The organism is Rhizobium sp. AAP116, assembly GCF_001295785.1.
In the GTDB taxonomy this organism is placed as follows: Bacteria; Pseudomonadota; Alphaproteobacteria; order Rhizobiales; family Rhizobiaceae; genus Allorhizobium.
Map to the genome: position 1 here is coordinate 269,697 of NZ_LJIB01000007.1, position 21,316 is coordinate 291,012.

Below are 21,316 nucleotides of genomic sequence, written 5' to 3' on the forward strand. Positions count from 1 at the left end.
ACTTTCAAAGTTTTGCGATGATCTTCCTGAGCTCGGCGTCTCGTGCGCCGAGCATCAGTACGTTCCGCAGCGCCTCTTTCGGATCCACTGTCTGGAATAAAAGTCCGTTGTTGCGGAACGAACGGTCGATGGTCATCGCCTTGGCCTCCGCCTCCGGCTTGATCGCCACGGCGAAATACATCCGTCCGTAATTCTGCTTGATCTGCTCGAAGAACACCTCTTCCCCACCGAGTTCGGCAAAGAAATTGGCGATGTAGAAGGCCCATTTGACATCGGCATACTGCGCGAAATTCGTGCGTGCCGCCGTCACGTGACAGTAGCCCAGATGTGGGCTGTTGTTCAGTGTGCGGTGGAAGATGACTTTGGGGAACTTGATCGAACGGTGAAAGCCGTTGATGCGCTCATGCGTCGTCTCGGCCGCCCGCTCCAGCCGCCGCCCGGTCCGCGCCGCAACTTCCTCATAGGAAAGATACCGGCGCTCGTCCGGCAGCCAGTCCTCGCGGCTGCGCGAGATCCGACCGGTTCTCAGGAACTCGGTATGGACTGCCTTTGACGAGGGCGGCGTTTGCGTTTCCGCTTTGGGAGCCGCGTAGTATCTGAGTTTCTGCATCTTGACGCTCTGACGGTACCCGGACTGATTGCTTGAGCTTAACGCAGCATGGTTAATCATGATTTGATGGTATTCTACATCAGCGAGGTTTCGCGAGGCTTGCCGCAGTGCAGTTCCGTGCAACTGCCTTAAATCGCTCGTTTGCGCCATGATTTCAGCGGCCAGAGAAACGCAGCCGCCGCACCTCCCGGAAAACAATGGGAAATTCCCGAGCTTGCCGCCCTTTATCGTCGCCTGTGGGATGTCGCAAACGATTTGGGCCGTGTCGTTCTGCAATGCAGCGGAGGCCCGCGGCCTGTGATTAGATGCAGGCAAGCTCGAGGTGCTGCCCTGCTAGGGAGGGTAGGAAATCGGGAAGCCGGTCAAAATCCGGCGCTGCCCCCGCAACGGTGGTGGAGAATGCGTTTTGGCAGAAGGCCACTGGGGGTAACCCTGGGAAGGCGCCGACGCGGTCCGCAAATGGACCACTCCTGAGCCCGGAAACCAGCCTTGGCAGACGGACATTTGAGGTTGCGGAGGGCGACCAGAGATAGCCATGCACACCGCCTTCCCAGGGCGACGGCAGGCTGCGCTCTCATCTCCCCCGAGTTTTTGAAACACGAGGACGACATGGATCTGCAGGCCAACGTGCTGCGCCAGCTGAAGAACCGCCGCGAGGGTTTCTCGCTCGAACAGCCATTTTACATCGACCAGGACTACTTCAAGCTCGACATGGAGATGATCTGGTATCGCGACTGGCTGTTTATCGGCCATGATTGCGAGATCCCGCGCGCCGGCAACTATTTCACCGCCCAGATCGGCGACTACCCGGTTGTCATCGTCCGCGGCAAGGATCAGGTCATCCGCGCCTTCCACAACACCTGTCGCCATCGCGGCCACCGCGTCTGCACCAAGGACAAGGGCGCAGCTGCCAAGCTCGTCTGCCCCTATCACAACTGGACCTACGACCTCGACGGATCGCTCGTCTTCGCCCGCCAGATGGGTGAGACTTTCGATAAGGCCGAATTCGGCCTGAAGACCGTCCATTGCGAAAGCGTCGGTGGTTACATCTTCGTCTGTCTCGCCAACGAAGCCCCTGATTTCGCGCCGATGCGCGCCTCGATCGAACCCTATCTGCGCCCGCACCGCCTGTGGGAAGCCAAGGTCGCCCACAAGAACACGATCATCGAGAAGGGTAACTGGAAGCTCGTCTGGGAAAACAACCGGGAATGCTACCACTGCGCCGGCAACCATCCGGAGCTCTGCCGCACCTATCCGGAAGCCCCGACCGCAACCGGCGTCCAGGGTGCGGGTGACGATCCCTTCATCTCCGAGCACTGGGCGCGCTGCGAAGCCGCCGGCCTGCCGTCTGCCTTCAACATGGACCCGTCGGGCCAGTTCCGCACCGCCCGCATGCCGCTGATAGAGGATGCCGAGAGCTACACCATGTCCGGCAAGCGCGCCGTGAAGAAGCCGCTCTCCGCAGACGTGCCGATCAGCCATATCGGCACCATGCTGCTTTTTCACTATCCGACGACCTGGAACCACATTCTCGGGGACCACGCGATCTCCTTCCGCGTCCTGCCGCTTTCGGCCGAAGAGACGGCCGTCACCACCACCTGGCTGGTCAACAAGGACGCGGTCGAAGGCGTCGATTACGACCTCGAAGAGCTGACCCATGTCTGGAACATGACCAACGATCAGGATCGGTCCATCGTCGAGGAAAACGCGTTTGGCATCCGCTCGCCGGCCTATGAGCCCGGTCCCTATTCCGTCGATCACGAAGGTGGCGTCATGCAGTTCGTCGAATGGTATTCCAACTTCATGACGAGCCGCCTGCAGGGCGACAAGGCTCGCCTGTCTGCGGTGGCGTGATCATGAACATCGCCGTCACCCAGTATCGCCATGTCGACGAGATGCGCCCCTGGTCCGACCGGGAGCATCTCTTGGAATGCGTCGCCGTCACGCCTGAGGCCGCTGACGTGATGACCTTCACCTTCAAGCCAAACAAGCCGGGCCTGTGGTTCCGTTATCTGCCCGGCCAGTTCGTCACGCTCGAGATCCCCGTCGGACCAGAGCCGGTGATGCGCACCTACACGCTCTCCTCCAGCCCCTCGCGGCCCTATACGGTCGCCGTGACGGTCAAGGCGCAGAAGGACTCGATTGGCACCCGCTGGATGTTCGACAACCTGAAGCCCGGCATGGCGCTTAAGGCCTTCGGCCCGCTCGGCGACTTCTCCTATGCCAAGCACCCCGGCAAGAAATACCTTTTCGTTTCCGCCGGCTCCGGTGTGACGCCGATGATGTCGATGACGCGCGACCTCAGCGACCGCGCGCCAGACAGCGACATCACTTTCCTCAACTGCGCGCGCTCGCCTGATGACATCATCTTCCGCTGGGAGCTGGAGGCCAAGGCCCGCGACATGCCGAACTTCCAGCTCGGCTTCATCATCGAGCAGCTCGGCCGCGGCCAGCTCTGGTCGGGCCTGAAGGGTCGCATCGATAAGGCAAAGATCGCCCTTTTGGCGCCTGACTTCCTGGAGCGCACTGTCTTTTGCTGCGGCCCAGCGCCCTTCATGGCGACCGTGCGCGAGGCGCTCGAAGGCGCAGGCTTCGACATGAAACAGTATCACGAGGAAGCCTTCCAGCCGGTGAAGGCGGAGCCCCTGGTGGTCGTCGCCGACCATGGCGATGGCGAACAGGCCACCAAGGTGACCTTTGCCATGTCCGGCAAGGAGGGCCTCTGCGCTCCCGGCCATACGGTCCTCCAGGCGGCCCGTGCTGCCGGTGTCCGCATCGGGGCGGCCTGCGAATCCGGCCTTTGCGGCACCTGCAAGGTCATGAAGCTCTCGGGCGAAGTCGAGATGGACCACAATGGCGGCATTCTCGACGACGAGATCGATGAAGGTTACATCCTCGCCTGCTGTTCGCGGCCGAAGGGCGACATCGAGATCGAAGCCTAGCAGTTGGCCAAGCCACCAATTGACCGTGAATATGGGGCGGGTCCGGATGGGGCTCGCCCTTCCGTTTTTCTGCGGGATCTCGCTACCCCTCAACCACTTGCAGCGCATTCCCCAAGGGGTTAGCATCTGCTGATGGAGGCTCACGATCGCTGCATGTGATCGGACTTGGCCTCGGCCATGAGGGCCGGCTGGTCGACGGGTGTCTCCGGGTCAAGGGGGATCACGCATGAAGCTTGTCTCTGCTTTCGCCGTCGCATGCCTGGCTTTGGCCGGGGTCATGGGATCGGGGACCGAAGTCCGCGCCGGCGGCATCGAAGTCCGCATCTATCAAAGCCATACCAGCTACCGTCATTACGAGCGCGTGACCGTCTACTCGCGGCATCAAGTCTACCGTGGCCATGGTCATCGCCAACGCCTGCATCGCCCGGGCTATGTCTATCACAATGGTCTCTGGATCTCGCCGCGCTCCATGCGAGCCGGCGTGATTGTCGATCGGCCGGTGCCGCGCCGCCACGTCGTGCAGTATACTGCGGGCATCAACCCGAAGCACTACAGCTGGTGCGCCGAACGCTACCGCTCCTATCACTGGCGCAGCAACAGCTTCCAGCCGTATCACGGGCCGCGCCGGACCTGCCTGTCGCCCTACTACTGAGCCGTTCGGGAACAATTGGCCTTTTCCTCCGTTGACGGGCACTTGTGCGCGAGAACGGTCGCTGGACCGTTGCGCGCGGAACGCGAAGTATGAACACGATGTTAATCCTGAGTTCAGTCTGGCTTCGCTAATTTCTGTCCCAAGGTCGAGGACCGGGCATCATCGCCCGCTTCGGTCGACCGGATAAACATGCAGGGAGAAGCATCATGAAGACTGCATTGAAGACGACCGCCGTGGCAGCGCTCGCGTCCATCATGGCCTTTACCGGTATGATCCCGGCCCAGGCCCAGGTCATCCGCCCGGTCGCGCCAATCGCGGCAACGACCGATGCCACCACCGTGCAGTATCGAGACCGCTACGAGCGTCGCTTCGACCGACGCGTCGACCGTCGTATTGATCGCCGCATCGATCGCTACGAGCGCGCTCGTTATTACAACGGTCATCGTGGCTATCGTGATCGCCGCGCGGGCTACCGCTACCACAACGGCTACTGGTATCCGCTCGCAGCCTTCGCAGCCGGCGCCATCATCGGCGGTGCGATTGCACAGCCGCGTCCGGCCCCGGTAGCGCCCCGCGCAGCCGGTCTCAACCCGCGCCACTACGACTGGTGCAATGCCCGCTACCGCTCCTACGATAGCCGCTCCAACACCTTCCAGCCGTATAACGGCCCCCGTCAGCAGTGCCTGTCGCCCTATTATTGATCGGCAGACCCCTCTGATCCGGCTTCCACAAGGAGCCGGAAAGGGTTAATTTCTAGCCGCCCCGGCCTTTGCCGCGGGCGGTTTTTTCGTAGCCCCGATCCGCCTGTTTCCTAACGGCAAAATCGCCGCGTTAACCATTTGTTAACCAAATCGGCGCTACTCCTTTCATCAACGATTTGTTTACATAGATGACCAAAGTGCTAACCGAACCTCGCTCCATCCGCATCAAGGGTAGATCCTTCCTGGCCGTCGTCCTGACGCCGGATCCGCCATTCGACGACTGGCTCGTCCGGCTCGACGACCTCGCGGCCCGCTCGGCCGGGTTTTTCCTCGGTCGCCCCGTCGTGCTCGACGTGTCCGAGATCGAGATCGACCGTCCGCAATTGAAGGCGCTGATTGCCGAACTCGCGGCGCGCAACGTCTCGATTATGGGCATCGAGGGCGGTCGTCCTTCGCTGGTCGAGCCGGGCATGCCGCCGCAGCTCAAGGGTGGAAAGCCGGCCGCCGACTACGAGGTGCCGCGCAACGAGGTGGGCGAATCGGAAAAGGCAACCGGTACGGAAGAGGCCGCACGCGAGCATGCAGGGCAGGCAGCCCCTCAGGTCGTGGTGCAGCAAAGCCCGGTTTCGGCCCCATCGATGATCGTGCGCGAGACCATCCGCTCCGGTCAGTCGGTCATCTACACCCAGGGCGATGTCACGGTCATCGGTTCGGTCCAGTCGGGCGCCGAAGTGATCGCCGGAGGCTCCGTCCACATCTACGGTGCGTTGCGCGGCAGAGCGCTCGCCGGATGCGTTGGCAATGCCGACGCAAGGATCTTCTGTCGTAAGTTCGAATCCGAGCTGGTTGCGATCGACGGCGTCTACGCGATGACCGACGATATGGATCCAGAATTGAAGGGGCATCCTGTTCAGCTTTGGCTGGAGGGGGATGCAATCATGACAGAGAGAATGACGTGAACTTGAGCGGGGACAGACAGGAGAACCACATGGGCAAGGTGATAGTCGTGACATCCGGCAAGGGCGGGGTCGGCAAGACGACCTCGACGGCCGCTCTCGGTGCAGCGCTGGCACAGCGCAATGAAAAAGTCGTCGTCGTCGATTTCGACGTAGGCCTTCGCAATCTAGATCTGGTGATGGGCGCCGAGCGCCGCGTCGTCTACGATCTCGTCAATGTCATCCAGGGCGACGCCAAGCTGCCGCAGGCGCTGATCCGCGACAAGCGGCTGGAAACCTTGTTCCTGCTGCCGGCCTCGCAGACCCGCGACAAGGATAACCTGACCGCCGAGGGCGTCGAGCAGGTCATCAACGAGCTGAAGAAGTATTTCGACTGGATCATCTGCGACAGCCCCGCCGGTATCGAACGCGGTGCAACGCTTGCCATGCGCCATGCCGACATGGCCGTCGTCGTCACCAATCCGGAAGTCTCCTCGGTACGTGACTCCGACCGCATCATCGGTCTGCTCGATTCCAAGACGCTGAAAGCGGAGCGCGGCGAGCGCATGGAGAAGTTCCTTCTGCTGACCCGCTACGACGCCAATCGCGCCCAGCGTGGCGACATGCTGAAGGTCGATGACGTGCTCGAGATCCTGTCGATCCCGCTGCTCGGCATCATCCCGGAAAGCATGGACGTGCTGCGCGCCTCCAACATCGGCGCTCCGGTAACGCTCGCCGATGCCCGCAGCGCACCTGCCATGGCCTATTTCGATGCCGCCCGTCGTCTGGCCGGCGAAAACGTTCCGATCACCATCCCTGGCGAGAAGCGTGGTCTCCTCGACAAGATCTTCGCGCGGAGGGCCGCATGAGCATTTTCTCTCTGTTTCGCAAACAGCGGTCCGCACCGATGGCGCGGGAACGCCTGCAGGTTCTGCTCGCCCATGAGCGCGCCTCGCTCGAAAGCGATCTGGTGGCCATCCTGCGCGAGGAAATCCTTGCCGTGATCGCCAAGCATGTCGAATTCGACCGCGACAAGGTGCAGATCAAGATGGACCGCGACGAAGACGTCTCGATCCTTGAGATCGACGTCGAGATCCCGCGCAACGCCCAGCGCCTCGCCGCCTGATCGACCAGGTCGTCACGAATGAGAAAGGCCGCCGCCGGTATCCCGGTCGGCGGCCTTCTTCGTTTGGGTGGAGGGCAGGGCATGATCACATCCGCCCTGCCGACCGAACCGTCAGCCCACCAGAGCGTTGTCGTCGCGTTTGATCGCCACGATCGTCGAGCGCGGCAGCTTGCCTTCGCCATCCGGGAAGGGTGCGTCGGGATGCTGGATGCCGGCAAACATGGTGCGCTTGTCGGCCGACCAGGTGAGGCCCGTGACTTCCGAACCCTTCGGGCCGGTCATGAAACGCTCGATGCGGCCGGTGACCGGGTCGCCGGCAAGCATCTGGTTGTTGCCCTGGCCAGCGAAATCGCCTTCGTTCGAATCCTCGCCGTCGGTCTGGATCCAGACGAGACCGGTCGAATCGAACATCATGCCGTCAGGCGAGTTGAACATGTTGCCTTCGTTGATGTTCGACGAGCCGGCATAGGCGCCGTCCTTGTGCACGGCCGGATTGCCGGCCATCGCGAAGAGATCCCAGCTGAAGGCGGAATCCGTGTGGTCGTCATTGGCCGGATACCAGCGGACGATCTGGCCGTATTCGTTCTTCTCACGCGGATTGGCCGCGTTGATGGCCATCTCGTCGCCGCCGGCATTGGTGCGCAGCTTGCCGTCCTTGACTTCGCCGCGACGGCTGTTGTTGGTGAGGCAGCAATAGGCTTCGACCGCAACCGGATTGACCGCAACCCATTCCGGACGGTCCATGGTGGTGGCACCAACCTTGGAAGCAGCCTGGCGCGTGAAGACAGCGATTTCGTCGGCCTCCATGCCGGTGGTCTCTTCGGTGAGAGCCAGCCACTCGCCGGTACCTTCGTCGGAGAACTTGGCAACGTAAAGCGTGCCTTCATCAAGCAGCTTGGAGGTGTCGCCACCCGGGACATAGATCCCGTTGGAGACGAATTTGTAGAGGAACTCGCCACGCTCGTCGTCGCCCATATAGACGACCACGCGACCATCGCGTGCAATCACGACGGCGGCGTTCTCATGCTTGATGCGGCCAAGTGCTGTACGCTTGATCGGCGTCGAGGAGGCGTCAGACGGATCGATTTCGACGATATAGCCGGCGCGGCGCGGTTCGTTCGGGTTCTTTGAAACGTCGAAGCGCTCGTCGAACTTCTCGTAGCCATAGCGGGTCTCGGCGACGATGCCGTAGCGCTTAAAGTCCTCAGGCATTTGGAACTCGGCATTGGTGGAGCCGAAGTAGCCGTTGAAGTTCTCTTCGCAGGTGAGGTAGGTGCCCCAAGGCGTCTTGCCAGCGCCGCAGTTGTTGAAGGTCCCGAGACAGTCGACACCAGCGGGATCGGCAGCCGTCTTGACGAGCTCGGAGCCGGCAGCCGGACCCGAAAGCTTCATCGGCGTGTTGTGGTGGATGCGGCGGTTGAACTTGCTGTCGACGACGATCGCCCAGCCATTTTCGCCTTCGGCCACTTCCATGACGGTGACGCCCTGCATGTTCTGCAGGATCTTCACGTCGTCGAGCGACTGCGGCATGCCTTCCGGCGCGTGCGGCAGGTTGGTTTCGTTGTTGACGTATTCGTGGTTGACCGCGATCACCTGGGCGTTGCCGATGGCGAACAGCTCCATGCCGTCGGTGTTCTCACCGAAGACCTTGTCGGAATTCTCTAGCGACACACCCTTCATCGGATCGATGTCGGAAGCCGTGGAGAACAGGGGCTCACCCCAACGGGCGAGGGGCTTCCAGTTGTAGCCTTCCGGAACATGGATGGTGTTGTCGGTCGCAATGTCGATCGGCTTGAAAGCAAAGCGCGAGGCGGCTTCCTGCGCCTGAGCCGAGGTCGAGCTCATCAGGTTGCCGACGGAGCCCATGGCTACGGCAGCCGAACCCATGGCCAGCACGCCGAGGAAACCACGGCGCGAGATCGCGCGTTCGACGACACGGTCGAAGTCGGTCACAGCCGGCGGCGGATTGTGCAGCTCGTCCCACTCGTCCCAGGACAGATGGTTGGTGTTGGTGTCGGTCATGGCAGAGCCTCCTTTTGGATGAAGTCTACTCTCCGACTAGTCAGGACAGATAACAGGGATGTGACGAAATCGGGGCAGTCCGATAGTTGTGAAGGTGCTGATTTAGGCATTCCAGCGAAGGTCCTGCCGGTCGCCGCTTTAAGTCATTGGTGCATCTTGGCTTTGATCCGAAAACTGCCGTTCTCTCCAGAAGCGAGGCGTCCGACCGCTCACGCATCTTTGTTTCGGCGGCAATCTTCACCTCGACTTTCACCCGCATCGCGCCGGGAACGAGGCCTCCTGTCGCATGCAAAAGATTTGACGTTTACGTAAAAATCAATTAGCCAGAAGTGAGAATAAGCCGCGCCTCCTGGGTGGGAGTCTGGGCGTGGCATGAAGCATACGCCAGATGGAGGAGCACGTCATGTACAAGGCGCCCGTAGAAGAGATCGCGTTCACCCTGAAGCACGTCGCTGGCCTCACCAAGGCCATCGAAGACGGCAAGCTCGGTGAGCTGAGCGACGACCTCGTTGATGCCATCCTCTCCGAAGCCGGCCGCTTTGCCAGTGACGAAGTCGCCCCGCTTGCCGAAATTGGCGACAAGCAGGGCGCCCGCATGGTCGATGGCAAGGTCGTCGTTCCGGATGGCTGGGACAATCTCTACCGTGCCTGGGCAGAAGGTGGCTGGAATTCGCTGACAGCGTCGGAAGATTTCGGCGGGCAGGGGCTCCCCCATATGCTGAATGTCGCCGCCTTGGAAATGTGGAATTCTGGCTCCATGGGCTTTGCACTTGGCCCGACGCTGACCATGGGTGCGGTCGACGCTGTCACCGCCCACGGCTCTGAGGAGCTGAAGGCGAAGTATCTGCCGAAGATGGTGTCCGGCGAATGGACCGGCACGATGAACCTGACCGAGCCCCATGCCGGCTCGGATCTCGGCGTCATGAAGTCCCGCGCCGAGCGCCGCGACGACGGCACCTACCGCATCTTCGGCCAGAAGATCTACATCACCTGGGGCGAACACGAGATTACCGAGAACATCATCCATCTGGTTCTCGCGCGTCTTCCCGATGCACCAGCCGGTACGCGCGGCATCTCGCTTTTCCTCGTGCCGAAGTATCTGGTCAACGACGATGGCTCGATCGGCGCCCGCAACGACCTTCATTGCCATTCGCTGGAGCACAAACTCGGCATCCACGGCTCGCCGACCTGCACGATGATCTACGGCGACGGCAAGTATGGCGATGAAGCCGGCGCAATCGGCTGGCTGATCGGCGAGGAGAACAAGGGCCTCGCCTGCATGTTCACGATGATGAACAATGCCCGCCTCGCCGTCGGCATGCAGGGCGTCGCTATCTGCGAAGCCGCCACCCAGAAGGCCGTTCAGTATGCCAAGGACCGCACGCAAGGGAAGGCTCCGGGCTGGACGGGGCAGGGCATGTCGCCGATCATCGAACATCCCGATGTCGCCCGCATGCTGGTGACGATGAAGGCGCTGACCCAAGGCTCCCGCGCCATCTGCTATGTCTGCGCCCACGCAACCGACATGAGCCATCACGCGGATGGCGACGAAGCCCGCCATTGGGCCGAGCGCGCAGCCTTGCTCACTCCGATCGCCAAGTCCTTCGCCACCGATGCCGGCGTCGATGTCGCCTCGCTCGGCATCCAGACCCATGGCGGCATGGGCTTCATCGAGGAAACGGGTGCCGCCCGCTACTGGCGCGACAGCCGTATTGCCCCGATCTACGAGGGCACCAACGGCATCCAGGCTGCCGACCTCGTCACCCGCAAGCTGCCGCTGTCGAACGGCAACCATATCAGGGGCTACATCACCGAGCTGAAGCAGGTGGTCAATGCCGTGCGCGCCTCGAATCTCGAAGGCTTCGGTGACACCGCCGCCCGCCTCGACGCGAGCCTGTCGGATCTCGAAGACACCACCGAATGGCTGCTCTCGCAGATGGCCGCAGGCAACACGTCGGCAGCGCTCGCAGGGGCGACACCCTACCAGCGTCTCTTTGGCCTCGCATTGACCGGCGTCTACCTCGCCAAGGGCGCACTTGCCGACGAAGACCACGGTCGCGACAACCGCCTGGCGCTCTGCCGCTTCGCCGCCGAGAACCTGATCGCCGAGACGGCGGCTCTCAAGGATCGTGTCGTTAATGGTGCGGCGAGCCTGGAAGCGGCGCGGGCATTGTTCGCATAAGACGCTGGCCCCGCGTCCTCTTCTCCCCAGCGGGGAGAAGGTGGCCGAAGGCCTCAGCGCAATACTTTGCGCTTGAGATGAGGGGGAGGCGAAGCCTCGCAAGACCCCCTCATCGCCTCGCATTCGCTCGGCACTTCTCCCCGCTGGGGAGAAGAGAAGGAGAACCCCCATGACCGACCACATCCAGATCACCCGCCCAGAAGCCCATCCGGGCGTCCTCGTCCTGCGCTTCAACCGCCCGGACAAGAAGAACGCCATCACGCAAGCCATGTACGAGAAGCTGACCGCAGGTCTGCTGGAGGGCGAGCAGGACGACACGATCCGTGCCATCGTCTTCCTCGGCACCGAAGGCTGTTTCTCCGCCGGCAATGACATGGCCGATTTCTTGGGCTTCGCCATGGCCGGCGCCGTCGGTGAGCCCGCAGCCTTTGGCCTCCTCAAGGCTCTGACTGAAGTCACCAAGCCGCTCGTCTCTGGCGTCGATGGCCTGGCAATCGGCATCGGCACGACGCTGCACATGCATTGCGACCTGACGGTTGCCTCCGATCGCAGCCTGTTCAAGACCCCCTTCGTCGACCTGGCGCTCGTCCCGGAAGCCGCCTCCAGCCTGATCGCGCCACGCGTCATGGGCCACCAGCGCGCGTTTGCCATGCTCACTGCCAGCGAAGGCTTCTCCGCCGAGCAGGCCCGCGAGGCCGGTCTCATCTGGAAGGTGGTCTCGCCGGATCAGGTCGAGACGGAGACCCTGAAGATCGCGTCCTCGCTCGCGTCCAAGCCGCCGGCCGCGATGAAGATCGCACGCGCCCTGGTAAAGGGCAGCGCCGACGAGGTCCGCACCCGTATGCAGGAAGAGCTCGTGCATTTCGTGGCCCAGCTGAAAAGCGCCGAAGCCCGCGCCGCCTTCGAAGCCTTCATGAAGGGACGCGGATGAAAGGCTCGTATGCAGGGCTTACGAGTCCTTTCGGTTCTTCTTAATTACCCATTAAATCCTGCAGGCTAAACATGGATAGGCGGCGATTTTGCCGTCTCCTCACCATGATGGTGTCGTGAGCACACAATGCCCCATGACGCCCTCGCGCCAAAGTTGCGCGAAGAGTTTTTGCAGGACCGTATCGTGAAGACCAGTTCCAACCTGATGACCAAGATCCTGGTGGTCGCCTCCCTCGTGGTGGTCGCTGCCCTTTCCGGTTTCTCCTTCTACATAGACAGCCTCCAGCGCAACGCTACGAGTGCGGCCGTCAAGAGTGAGATCGATAGCTCCGGTCTCCAGGCTTCGCAGAGCATCGCCAACTGGCTGAGCGCCCGCGTCATGCTGACCGAACTCGCCGGCAATGCCGCCGCCAAGGCGCCCGATGCGGCCGCCATCATCGCGGCTTTCGACAACCCGGTCCTGATCCGCGAATTCATGTCGACCTATGTCGGCGACGAGCAGGGCGTCTTTACCAGCGTTCCCAACCAGCCGCTGCCGGAGGGTTACGATCCGCGCAAGCGTCCCTGGTACCAGGATGCCGTCAAGGCCGACAAGATGGTCCTGACAGACCCCTATGCCGACGCTTCGACCGGCAATCTGATCATCAGCGCCGCCATTCCCGTCAAGAAGGACGGCAAGCTCTATGGCGTGGCGGCTTCCGACTTCTCGCTGACCTCGCTCGTCAACATGGTCAACTCGGTCGACATGGGCGGCAAGGGTTCGGCCTTCCTCGTCAAGCAGGACGGCACGATCCTCGTTCATCGCGATGGCAACCTCGTCACCAAGACGTTGAAGGATGCCTTCCCGAACCAGACACCCACTGTTGGCTCCGGCATCACCGAAACCACCTTCGCCGATGCCAATGTTCTCGTCTCCTTCCTGCCGATCAAGGGCCTGCCGCGCGAAGACTGGTATCTCGGCGTGCAGATCGACCGCGATCTCGCTTTCGCAGCGATCGGCGAGTTCCGCACCGCAGCCGCGGTTGCCACCCTCGTCGGCGTGGTCGCCATGATCGGCATCCTGGCAGCGCTCCTGTCGCGCCTCGTTGTTCGCCCCGTTGTCGATATGACTGGCGTCATGGGCAAGCTCGCCGGTGGTGATGTCTCAGCTGAAATTCCGGGCACTGCGCGCAAGGACGAAATCGGCCAGATGGCCGCAGCCGTCGCCGTCTTCCGCGACAACATCATCGAGCGCGGACGCCTCGCCCGCGAAGCGGACGAGACCCGCTCGATGACCGAACAGGAACGCCGCGAGCGCGAAACCGCAAGGGCCCGCGAGGCCGAGCAGGTCTCGTTTGCCGTGCATTCGCTGGCCGATGGCCTTGGCCGCCTCGCCAATGGCGACCTGGTCTCGCGCATCGAGACCCCGTTCGCCGGTGATCTCGACCGCCTGCGCGTCGACTTCAATGCCTCCGTCGAGAAGCTGCATGACGCGCTCGCCACTGTCGGCCGCAATGCCCGCGCTATCGACGGTGGTGCTGCCGAAATCCGCTCCTCTGCCGACAACCTCGCCCGCCGCACCGAGCAGCAGGCCGCCTCGGTCGAAGAAACGGCAGCAGCACTTGAGGAAATCACCACCACGGTCAAGGACAGCGCCCGCCGTGCCGAGGAAGTCGGCCAGCTGGTGACCCGCGCCCGTGCCGGTGCCGAAAAGTCCGGCGAGATCGTCGAAAAGGCCGTCGGTGCCATGCAGGGCATCGAGAAGTCTTCGGGCGAGATCTCCAACATCATCGGTGTCATCGACGAGATCGCCTTCCAGACCAACCTGTTGGCGCTGAATGCCGGTGTCGAGGCCGCACGCGCTGGTGAAGCCGGCAAGGGCTTTGCCGTTGTTGCTCAGGAAGTCCGCGAACTTGCCCAGCGGTCCGCGAATGCTGCCAAGGAGATCAAGGCCCTGATCAGCGCCTCCGGCGACCAGGTCAAGGTCGGCGTCGATCTGGTCAACGAGACCGGCAAGGCGCTCGACGTGATCGTTCGCGAGGTCCAGGAGATCAATGGCCATGTCAACGCCATCGTGACCGCCTCGCGCGAACAGTCGACCGGCCTGCAGGAGATCAACACGGCTGTTAACACCATGGACCAGGGCACCCAGCAGAACGCCGCCATGGTCGAGGAACAGACGGCCGCCAGCCACGGCCTTGCTCAGGAAGCGGCGGCGCTGACGGCTCTGCTCAACCAGTTCCGTATCGACGAACGCTCGGCAGGCGCATCGTCCGGCCAGCGTCGCGCCGCCTGATCGGGCGATCGATAATCTACAAAATGAAACGGCGCCCCTGTGGCGCCGTTTCTCGTTACTGGGTGCGAGGGTTCAGCCTGTATTCAGTGTTTGGCTCTAATCTCTGCAACCACAGTGGTCCTAGGCCGTTCGGGTCTTGTCCGGAACGGTCCGCGGGTCGTCGTCATTTGCAAAAGTCCAGCTGTCACCAGTCTTGCCGAGGTTCTCATGTTGCGTTTGTTCTGTGTCGCACTCAGCCTGCTTGTCATCGCCGCGCCGGCTTCAGCCGAAGCGGCAGCAAGCTCGTCGCTCCCCTTTGTCCTGGTCAATGATACCAGCGGCGCGATCAGCGAAAGCCAGAATACCCCGCGTCAGAACCGGCCGGTCCGCCCGCAGCGCTATATCTGTGTTGTCGACCAGTCCAGTAGCGTCGGCGGTGGTGGGCAGGTGTCCTGCCCGGCCAATCCCGGCCGCGTCGGTGGACGCTGCCGTTGCGCGAATGTTACGGGCTCCGGCACGCTTTTGACCTACTGAGCGGGCTTTTCCTCGGGCACCACCCCGACGCCGTTGCCGACCGGATTGATATCATCGACGAAGGTGATCAGATCCGCCATGGTGAAATGCCCTGGCGTCTTTGCCGGCAGGTGCGGCGTCCAGTTGGATTTCTGCCAGAGGAAGGAATTCTGATCGCCGTGCACAAGGCCGAGGAACGTCTCCGCAACAATAGTTGATCCAACAGGTCCGAGCCTCAATCCCTCATGAAGCTGCTCGGCTTCCTTCAGGATGTAGTACCAAAGCGGTGTCGCCTTGTGAAAGCCGTTTCGCGCCGCAGCTTCGCCGTCGGCCCCTTGCGAAAGCTGCCGCTCGCTGAGTGGCTCGAAGCCCATGGCGCGGGCAACATCCTGACCGGATGGCAGGCCGATCTGCGAACCGCGCCTGAGGTTGCGAAACGGCAGGACGAACTCCCGCGCAGCCACGGTGCTCATGTCTTCGGGATGATCGGGAAGTGTATGCAGGGCGGACACGATCAGCGGGTCAAGCCGGCGGGCATGATTGAGCGTGAAGTTGTCTTCGAGAGGGGTTTCGAGATCGAAAAAGCGGCGCCAGTCGATCGCCCAGTTGGACGGCAGCGTGCGATGCGGTCCAAGCGGCGATGGTGGAGGGGGCTTAGGCGCGAGGTCACCCACGATCAGACCGGATTTGCCCGTGAAGTTGAACATGAGTTCGAGTGTGCCGTCGGCAAGGCCACCGGGACGAAAAACGGCGTTGTGGCTGTAGTTTTCCCGGACCATGGAATGCCCAAGACGATAGGCGGCGGCTGCGAACTCGGCCGGCATGTAAGGCAGGCTTCCGAAGCGATAGAAGCGCCGGCCCTCATGTTTGATCCTGCGGATCAACCCTGGCTCGGTCAGGCGTTCGACGAAATCGAAGAGCACGATCCATTGATAGTGCCAGGTCACGATCCGTCGCGCTTCCTTAAACAGCTCTGGGTCCTTGAGGCCGGTCGTCGTCTTCTTGAGATGATCCACCACCGCATTGTGGAACTTCAGCATCAGCAGGTGAAACTGCGCCACCAGCAGGTTCTCGTCATTGCGCTCGTCAAAGATCAGTGCGCGGCCATGGGCATTGCGCGGTAGGTCGTTGTCGAGCTCTGGGATCTTCCGGGGCGGTTCCTCTTCCGGTCGGGGAAGTGCGTCGGAAATCTGCGCCTTGCCGATCAGAAATTTCGGCCCCGGTGGGGCGCGGAGACTCTCCTTGGCATAGAGATACGGGTGCAGGCCCGGCCCGTCGCCGTAGAGGGAGTCGAGGTCCAGCGCCGGCGTGCGGAAGTTCTGTGTCGCCAGCGGATCGGCGCGCTGCTTGTCGAGCGGGGTCGTGTCGAGCGTAATGTCGTGGTCGACGAACTGACCAAGATAGGTATATCCGGCCGGCAGTTTCGGATGGTCGCCCGTGTCGACATTGTTATCCCGCATGGCCTCTGCGAGATCGAAAAGCGCGTCATCCTCTGCATGCAGTGGCCGAAGCCGCGGAAACATTTTGCCGAATTTTCCGGGATCGGCATTGCCGGCCAGGGCCAGCAGGGATTCACGGCTCATGCCACGAACGCCATGTCCGTGGGCTGCGACTTCAGACATCGTCATTCCCCCTCTGATCACGTCATTTTCTCGATGATGTGATCAGAGATGATTATCGGGGGTGGCGCAAGAAATCGAATACAGCCAGAAGCTGTATTTCGGCCTATTTCTTGCTGAGCGTTGCAACCGCCTCGACATGCGGTGACCAGAGGAACTGATCGATCGGTGTCACCTTATCGACCCGGTAGCCGCCAGCGATCAGGATTGAGAGGTCCCGGGCAAGCGTCAGCGGATTGCAACTGATCGCGACCACCTTCTTCACCTGGCTTTTCGCCAGTTCCGCACACTGCACCTCGGCACCCGCCCGTGGCGGGTCGAAGACGACGGCGTCGAAGCCCTTGAATTCGGAGGTCATCAGCGGCCGGCGGAAGAGGTCGCGCCGCTCGACGCTCACAGGCTTCAGCCCCTGCGTGTTGCGGGCGGCAAAATCCAGCGATTTTACCGCCTTCTCGTCAGACTCGACCGCGAGCACGGAATATGAGCGGGCGAACCGCAATGCGAAGGTGCCGACGCCGGCAAACAGATCCGCAACCTTCTTGGCCTTGCCGATATGGGCAATGGCAAGCGCCGCCATGTGGTCTTCCGCCTCATGCGTTGCCTGGGTGAAGCCACCCGGCGGCAGCACGACGCGGGCGCCGGCGAAATCGAGCAGCGGCTTGTGCGGCTCGATGACGATCTCGCCATTGGCCGAGACGCGGGCGATGTCCTTGAGCCGGATCACGGCATTGGTGACCGCGCGCCGTTCCTGGTCGCCGAGCCCGCCACGCAAACCGTCGAGCGAGATGTCGAGGCCGGTGGTCGTCTCGGTCACTGTGACGCGGAAGTGCTCGGCACCACAGGCATTGGCGATGATCTTGATCGCGTCCAGCCGGGAGATCAGCCCGTCCGACGCGATGGGACATTCCTCGACCGGCACGACATGATGCGTCTCCGCCTGCATGAAACCCATGACCAGGCCTGTCTCACGCCGCCTAGCGGTGAAGACGAGGCGGCGCCGCTGATGCGGATGCGCCTCGAAGATCTCGCCAACGGGAGCCTCGATCCCCTTCGACTTCAGGGCGTCGATCAGAATCTGCCGCTTGAAGGCATTGTAGGCGGGTTTTGCCATATGCTGCAGCGAACAGCCGCCGCATACACCACCGACGCCATCAGGACCGAAATGCTTGCAAGGCGGCTGAACGCGATCTGGCGAGGTGGTGGCGAAGGACATGATCGTGCCCTCGTTCTTCACCTTGGCGACCGAGACGGTTTCGCCGGGCAGGGCGAAGGGCACAAACACGGGACCATCAGCGCCATGCGCCACCCCGTCGCCTTTGGCGCCGAGGCTTGAAATCGTGACGGTGTCGGCGCTCATGCTGCGTCCTCTTGGTCGTCCTGATCGTCGTCGCCATCTTCGGCATCATCAGGCTTGACGCCGGCGAGCAGGAATTCCTCGTTCCCATCGCCACCGGCGATCGGGGAGGGGATGAGGCCGAGGCTGGTCCAGCCCATGTCCTCTGTCAGCCAGCGCTCCAGTTCGGCGGCCACCAGCGGCGCCGTTTCCGGTTCTTTCAAAAGCCCAGCCTTGCTGATCGCTTCACGGCCCGCCTCGAATTGCGGCTTGACCAGCAGCAGGCAATGCGCGCCCGGCTCGGCCTGATCGAGGGCCGGCGCCAGCGCCAGCTTCAGCGAGATGAACGAAACGTCGGAGACGAGAAAGTCGAAAGGCTGATCGTCGTAATCCTCAGGCTCCAGGTAACGCGCATTCAATCCCTCCAGATTGGTCACGCGCGGGTCGCTGGCCAGTCGCGGATGCAGCTGGTCGTGGCCGACATCGATCGCCGTCACATGCGCCGCGCCCCGCTTCAGCAGGACCTCGGTAAACCCACCGGTGGAGGCGCCGACATCCAGGCAGTGGCAGCCTTCCGGCGAGAGATTGAAATGGTCGAGTGCGGCGTCGAGCTTCAGCGCTGCGCGCGAGACGTAATCCTGTGCCGGATCGTCGATATCGAACTGGTGCGTGGCGGCAAAGACGAGGCTGGGCTTCGCCACCACCTTGCCGTCCACCTTCACCGTGCCACGCTGAATGGCGTCACGGGAGCGGGAGCGGCTGGCGAAAAGGCCGAGGGCGACCAGGAGCTGGTCGAGGCGCTGGGGTTCTGGGAGCTTCTTCATGCCCCGTCAATGCGGGGAGATGCGCCTTCGCGCAAGTCTTTTTCGCGGGATCGCCTTTTGCCGCTTGAGCGACGCGGGCGAGGAGTTGCGATTTTCGATCGCCGATCCATTCAAGGTTTTATTAGAGATGCTTTAAGCAATTTATCCTAATGTTCAATGGCTGGCGCGATGTGATCCTCCCAAGCAGCGCGCTCCGACACAAAACTGCAGGCCCTCCTCCTCCTCCTTCTGGCCTGCAGGAATAGAAGCCCCCCGGTTTCGGGCCCGGGGGGCTTCATTTGTTTTGGGGCCAAGTCACGATCTCAACAACCATAGACGCATCGATCGATTAAAATAAATCGTAAATTTTAGTAAGTATTTATATAGGAAGAGTGAATTAAACTCTGAGTGAATTGTTATGCAGAGGTGCAACCATGTCTCTTCTCCCTTTCTTCGGCAATGAATCCAGGTCAATTCTCAATGCCCTTGATCGATCACAGGCCGTGATCGAATTTGATCTGACTGGCACTATTCTCAGCGCAAATCGGAATTTTTGCCTGACAGTCGGCTATGAACTGGCAGAAATCGTGGGCAAGCATCACAGCATGTTTGTCGGGCAAGACTATGCGAATTCGCCGGAATACAAGACATTTTGGAGCCGCCTTTCCCGTGGCGAGTTCTTCAGTGCTCAGTACAAGCGTTTCGGCAAGGGCGGCCGAGAGATCTGGATCGAGGCCTCCTACAATCCGATCATGCGCGGCGGAAAGCCCTACAAGGTCGTCAAGTTTGCCACAGACATCACCGAGCGGAAGCGGGCAGAACTGGAAAACAGCGGCAAACTGAACGCTATCTCCCGCGCTCAGGCGACAATCGAGTTCACGCCGGACGGACAGATCCTGACCGCCAACCCGAATTTCCTCTCTGCCATCGGGTACAAGCTGGAAGAGATCATGGGCAAGCACCATGCGATATTTTGTGAGGGCGAGTACGCCCGGTCGCCCGAATATCATGCTTTCTGGAAGGATCTGCGCGCCGGCGAGTTCAAGTCGAGCGAGTTCACCCGCATTCGCAAAGACGGCAGCAAGCTCTACATCCAGGCATCCTACAACCCGATCTTCGACGAGGACGGTCGGGTCTTCAAGGTGGTGAAGTTTGCCATCGACGTGACGGGGCGTGTCCAGGCGGTGGATGCCATCGCAGCCGGTCTCGCCCGTCTCTCCGAATGCAACATTCGCATCACGATCGACGATCCCTTCATTCCGGAATTCGAACGGCTCCGCAATGACTTCAACAAGGCAATCGAGGAGTTCCAGAAAACACTGGAAAGCGTGCTTGGTGAAACCGGTTCACTGACGGAAAACAGCGAGAGCCTGAAGGGTGACGCCGAGTCGCTTGGACGCCGTACAGAGCAACAGGCAGCGGCACTCGAACAGGCATCCGCCGCTTTGGAACAGATTACAGCCACGGTGAAGGAGGCCTCGGTAAGGGCCCGCGACACGCGCGAGATCGTCAAGGAGGCGCGTGCGGCAACTGGTCAGTCTGTAGAGGTGGTGCGCTCCACCGTCGAGGCAATCGGTCGTATCGAAAATGCCTCTAAAGAGATCGGCAGTATCATCGACGTCATCGACCAGATCGCCTTCCAGACCAATCTTCTTGCTCTGAATGCCGGTGTAGAAGCCGCCCGTGCCGGCGATGCCGGCAAGGGCTTCGCCGTTGTGGCCCAGGAAGTTCGCGAACTGGCACAGCGCTCGGCTGCGGCGGCGCGCGAGATATCCGCCCTCATTCTCAATTCGACGAACGAGGTCTCCGAAGGGGTTCGGCTGGTTAATGCCACCGGCGCTTCGCTTGAGCGCATTGAGAAATTCGTCAACGAGATCAACACCAATGTCGATGCCATCGCCACGGGTGCCAATGAGCAGGCATCCAGCCTGAGCGAGATCAACAATGCGGTGAACCAGCTCGATCAGGCGACGCAACAGAATGCTGGTCTGGTGTCGAGTATCACTGCGGCCAGCGACATCATGGCACTCGGCGCCGGCAAGATGAAGACGCTGGTCGACATTTTCAAGCTCAATCGCCGTAGCGCCCGGCGCGAGCCGGGCTCTGCGGCAGCAGCAACTGGTTCGCATCTGCGCGGCCGACAGAGCGCTGCTGCCTGAGTAACATACCCGCCAGCCTGATCCCTGTTCAGGGCACGTAACGATAGAGCCAGTCGCGAATGTCTTCGGGCAGGGCGATTGGTTCGCCCGTCTCCGGCTCCCGGGCAGTCCAGGTGATGTCGACCTCGGCGACGGTCTGTCCGTCCTTCTCCATCGCGACTTCAAACCCGACAGATTTGCCGCCGATCTTGTCGACCTGCACGGTCATGCGCACCTGATCCTCTGCTCTGAGCGGCTGATGCAGGCGGACCTCGAACTTGGTCGGGCTGTAATGCGGCTCGTCTTCGAGCGGTGGGCGATAGCGCCAGAAGTGGCGCACCGCCTCTTCGGCATGGATGACATAGGCGGCAGCCTGCATTTCACCGGTCGGAGCAATGTCGCGATAGGCGACAACCAGCGCGCTCACCTCCACCCGTTCCGTCTCGTCCATGCAGTTCCCCTGGTGTTTTCATGTGTTAGCGGCATCTAACGGCATAGGGGCTGGCTTCACAAGCGCTCAGAGCGGCAGACACCGGCATGCTGCCCCGCATGGACT

General features: G+C 61.7%; 18 protein-coding genes and 1 riboswitch. Of the genes, 12 read left to right on the forward strand and 6 right to left on the reverse strand.

Annotated elements, in window-relative coordinates; translation table 11 throughout:
- Window positions 1-4: 4 nt before the first annotated feature.
- On the reverse strand, window positions 5-610 hold the full coding sequence (locus tag IP85_RS06680) for a DUF6656 family protein (RefSeq protein ID WP_054148887.1): 606 nt from the start codon (window positions 608-610) through the stop codon (window positions 5-7).
- A gap of 303 nt (window positions 611-913) precedes the next feature.
- A riboswitch (cobalamin riboswitch) is annotated at window positions 914-1,117 on the forward strand.
- A gap of 102 nt (window positions 1,118-1,219) precedes the next feature.
- On the opposite strand from IP85_RS06680, the gene IP85_RS06685 reads away from it, so the two are divergent.
- From IP85_RS06685 to minE, 7 genes are all read left to right on the forward strand, one after another.
- Entirely contained in the window at window positions 1,220-2,464 is a 1,245-nt protein-coding gene (locus IP85_RS06685) for an aromatic ring-hydroxylating dioxygenase subunit alpha (RefSeq protein ID WP_054148888.1), read from the forward strand.
- A gap of 2 nt (window positions 2,465-2,466) precedes the next feature.
- A complete protein-coding gene (locus IP85_RS06690; protein ID WP_054148889.1) occupies window positions 2,467-3,552 on the forward strand; it encodes a hybrid-cluster NAD(P)-dependent oxidoreductase in 1,086 nt (361 codons plus the stop codon).
- A gap of 226 nt (window positions 3,553-3,778) precedes the next feature.
- Window positions 3,779-4,204, forward strand: coding sequence for a BA14K family protein (locus IP85_RS06695; RefSeq protein WP_054148890.1), 426 nt, complete (start codon window positions 3,779-3,781; stop codon window positions 4,202-4,204).
- Between the two features lie 206 nt (window positions 4,205-4,410).
- Window positions 4,411-4,905, forward strand: a complete 495-nt coding sequence (locus tag IP85_RS06700; RefSeq protein WP_054148891.1) for a BA14K family protein — start codon at window positions 4,411-4,413, stop codon at window positions 4,903-4,905.
- Window positions 4,906-5,093: 188 nt separating this feature from the next.
- Entirely contained in the window at window positions 5,094-5,864 is a 771-nt protein-coding gene (gene minC, locus IP85_RS06705) for a septum site-determining protein MinC (RefSeq protein WP_054148892.1), read from the forward strand.
- Window positions 5,865-5,893: 29 nt separating this feature from the next.
- Complete coding sequence (gene minD, locus IP85_RS06710) at window positions 5,894-6,709, forward strand: septum site-determining protein MinD (RefSeq protein WP_054148893.1); 816 nt, start codon at window positions 5,894-5,896, stop codon at window positions 6,707-6,709.
- Complete coding sequence (minE, locus tag IP85_RS06715; protein WP_006726700.1) at window positions 6,706-6,966, forward strand: cell division topological specificity factor MinE; 261 nt, start codon at window positions 6,706-6,708, stop codon at window positions 6,964-6,966. Before minD ends, minE begins: the two co-directional genes overlap by 4 nt.
- A gap of 111 nt (window positions 6,967-7,077) precedes the next feature.
- Here the strand turns inward: minE and IP85_RS06720 are convergent, their stop codons facing one another.
- On the reverse strand, window positions 7,078-8,988 hold the full coding sequence (locus IP85_RS06720) for a PhoX family phosphatase (protein WP_054148894.1): 1,911 nt from the start codon (window positions 8,986-8,988) through the stop codon (window positions 7,078-7,080).
- A gap of 403 nt (window positions 8,989-9,391) precedes the next feature.
- Between IP85_RS06720 and IP85_RS06725 the strand changes: the two genes are divergently transcribed.
- The 4 genes from IP85_RS06725 to IP85_RS06740 all read left to right on the forward strand — a co-directional run bounded on the left by IP85_RS06725 (window position 9,392) and on the right by IP85_RS06740 (window position 14,888).
- Entirely contained in the window at window positions 9,392-11,170 is a 1,779-nt protein-coding gene (locus tag IP85_RS06725; RefSeq protein ID WP_054148895.1) for an acyl-CoA dehydrogenase, read from the forward strand.
- 169 nt (window positions 11,171-11,339) lie between these two features.
- Window positions 11,340-12,101: a crotonase/enoyl-CoA hydratase family protein gene (locus IP85_RS06730; protein ID WP_054148896.1), complete on the forward strand. Its 762-nt coding sequence runs from the start codon at window positions 11,340-11,342 to the stop codon at window positions 12,099-12,101.
- 183 nt (window positions 12,102-12,284) lie between these two features.
- On the forward strand, window positions 12,285-14,375 hold the full coding sequence (locus IP85_RS06735) for a methyl-accepting chemotaxis protein (RefSeq protein WP_153761630.1): 2,091 nt from the start codon (window positions 12,285-12,287) through the stop codon (window positions 14,373-14,375).
- Between the two features lie 207 nt (window positions 14,376-14,582).
- On the forward strand, window positions 14,583-14,888 hold the full coding sequence (locus tag IP85_RS06740) for a hypothetical protein (protein WP_054148897.1): 306 nt from the start codon (window positions 14,583-14,585) through the stop codon (window positions 14,886-14,888).
- On the opposite strand, the gene IP85_RS06745 is transcribed toward IP85_RS06740, so the two are convergent.
- From IP85_RS06745 to IP85_RS06755, 3 genes are all read right to left on the reverse strand, one after another.
- Entirely contained in the window at window positions 14,882-16,489 is a 1,608-nt protein-coding gene (locus tag IP85_RS06745) for a heme peroxidase family protein (RefSeq protein ID WP_054148986.1), read from the reverse strand. The genes IP85_RS06740 and IP85_RS06745 overlap by 7 nt on opposite strands.
- A 103-nt stretch (window positions 16,490-16,592) precedes the next feature.
- A complete protein-coding gene (locus tag IP85_RS06750) occupies window positions 16,593-17,843 on the reverse strand; it encodes a class I SAM-dependent RNA methyltransferase (protein ID WP_054148898.1) in 1,251 nt (416 codons plus the stop codon).
- Window positions 17,840-18,643, reverse strand: coding sequence for a TlyA family RNA methyltransferase (locus IP85_RS06755; protein WP_054148899.1), 804 nt, complete (start codon window positions 18,641-18,643; stop codon window positions 17,840-17,842). The genes IP85_RS06750 and IP85_RS06755 overlap by 4 nt, the downstream gene beginning before the upstream one ends.
- A 413-nt stretch (window positions 18,644-19,056) precedes the next feature.
- On the opposite strand from IP85_RS06755, the gene IP85_RS06760 reads away from it, so the two are divergent.
- Window positions 19,057-20,781, forward strand: coding sequence for a PAS domain-containing methyl-accepting chemotaxis protein (locus tag IP85_RS06760; protein ID WP_054148900.1), 1,725 nt, complete (start codon window positions 19,057-19,059; stop codon window positions 20,779-20,781).
- A gap of 28 nt (window positions 20,782-20,809) precedes the next feature.
- On the opposite strand, the gene IP85_RS06765 is transcribed toward IP85_RS06760, so the two are convergent.
- The gene (locus tag IP85_RS06765) at window positions 20,810-21,211 is read right to left on the reverse strand and encodes a thioesterase family protein (RefSeq protein WP_054148901.1); all 402 of its coding nucleotides are present in this window, start codon (window positions 21,209-21,211) and stop codon (window positions 20,810-20,812) included.
- Window positions 21,212-21,316: the final 105 nt, after the last annotated feature.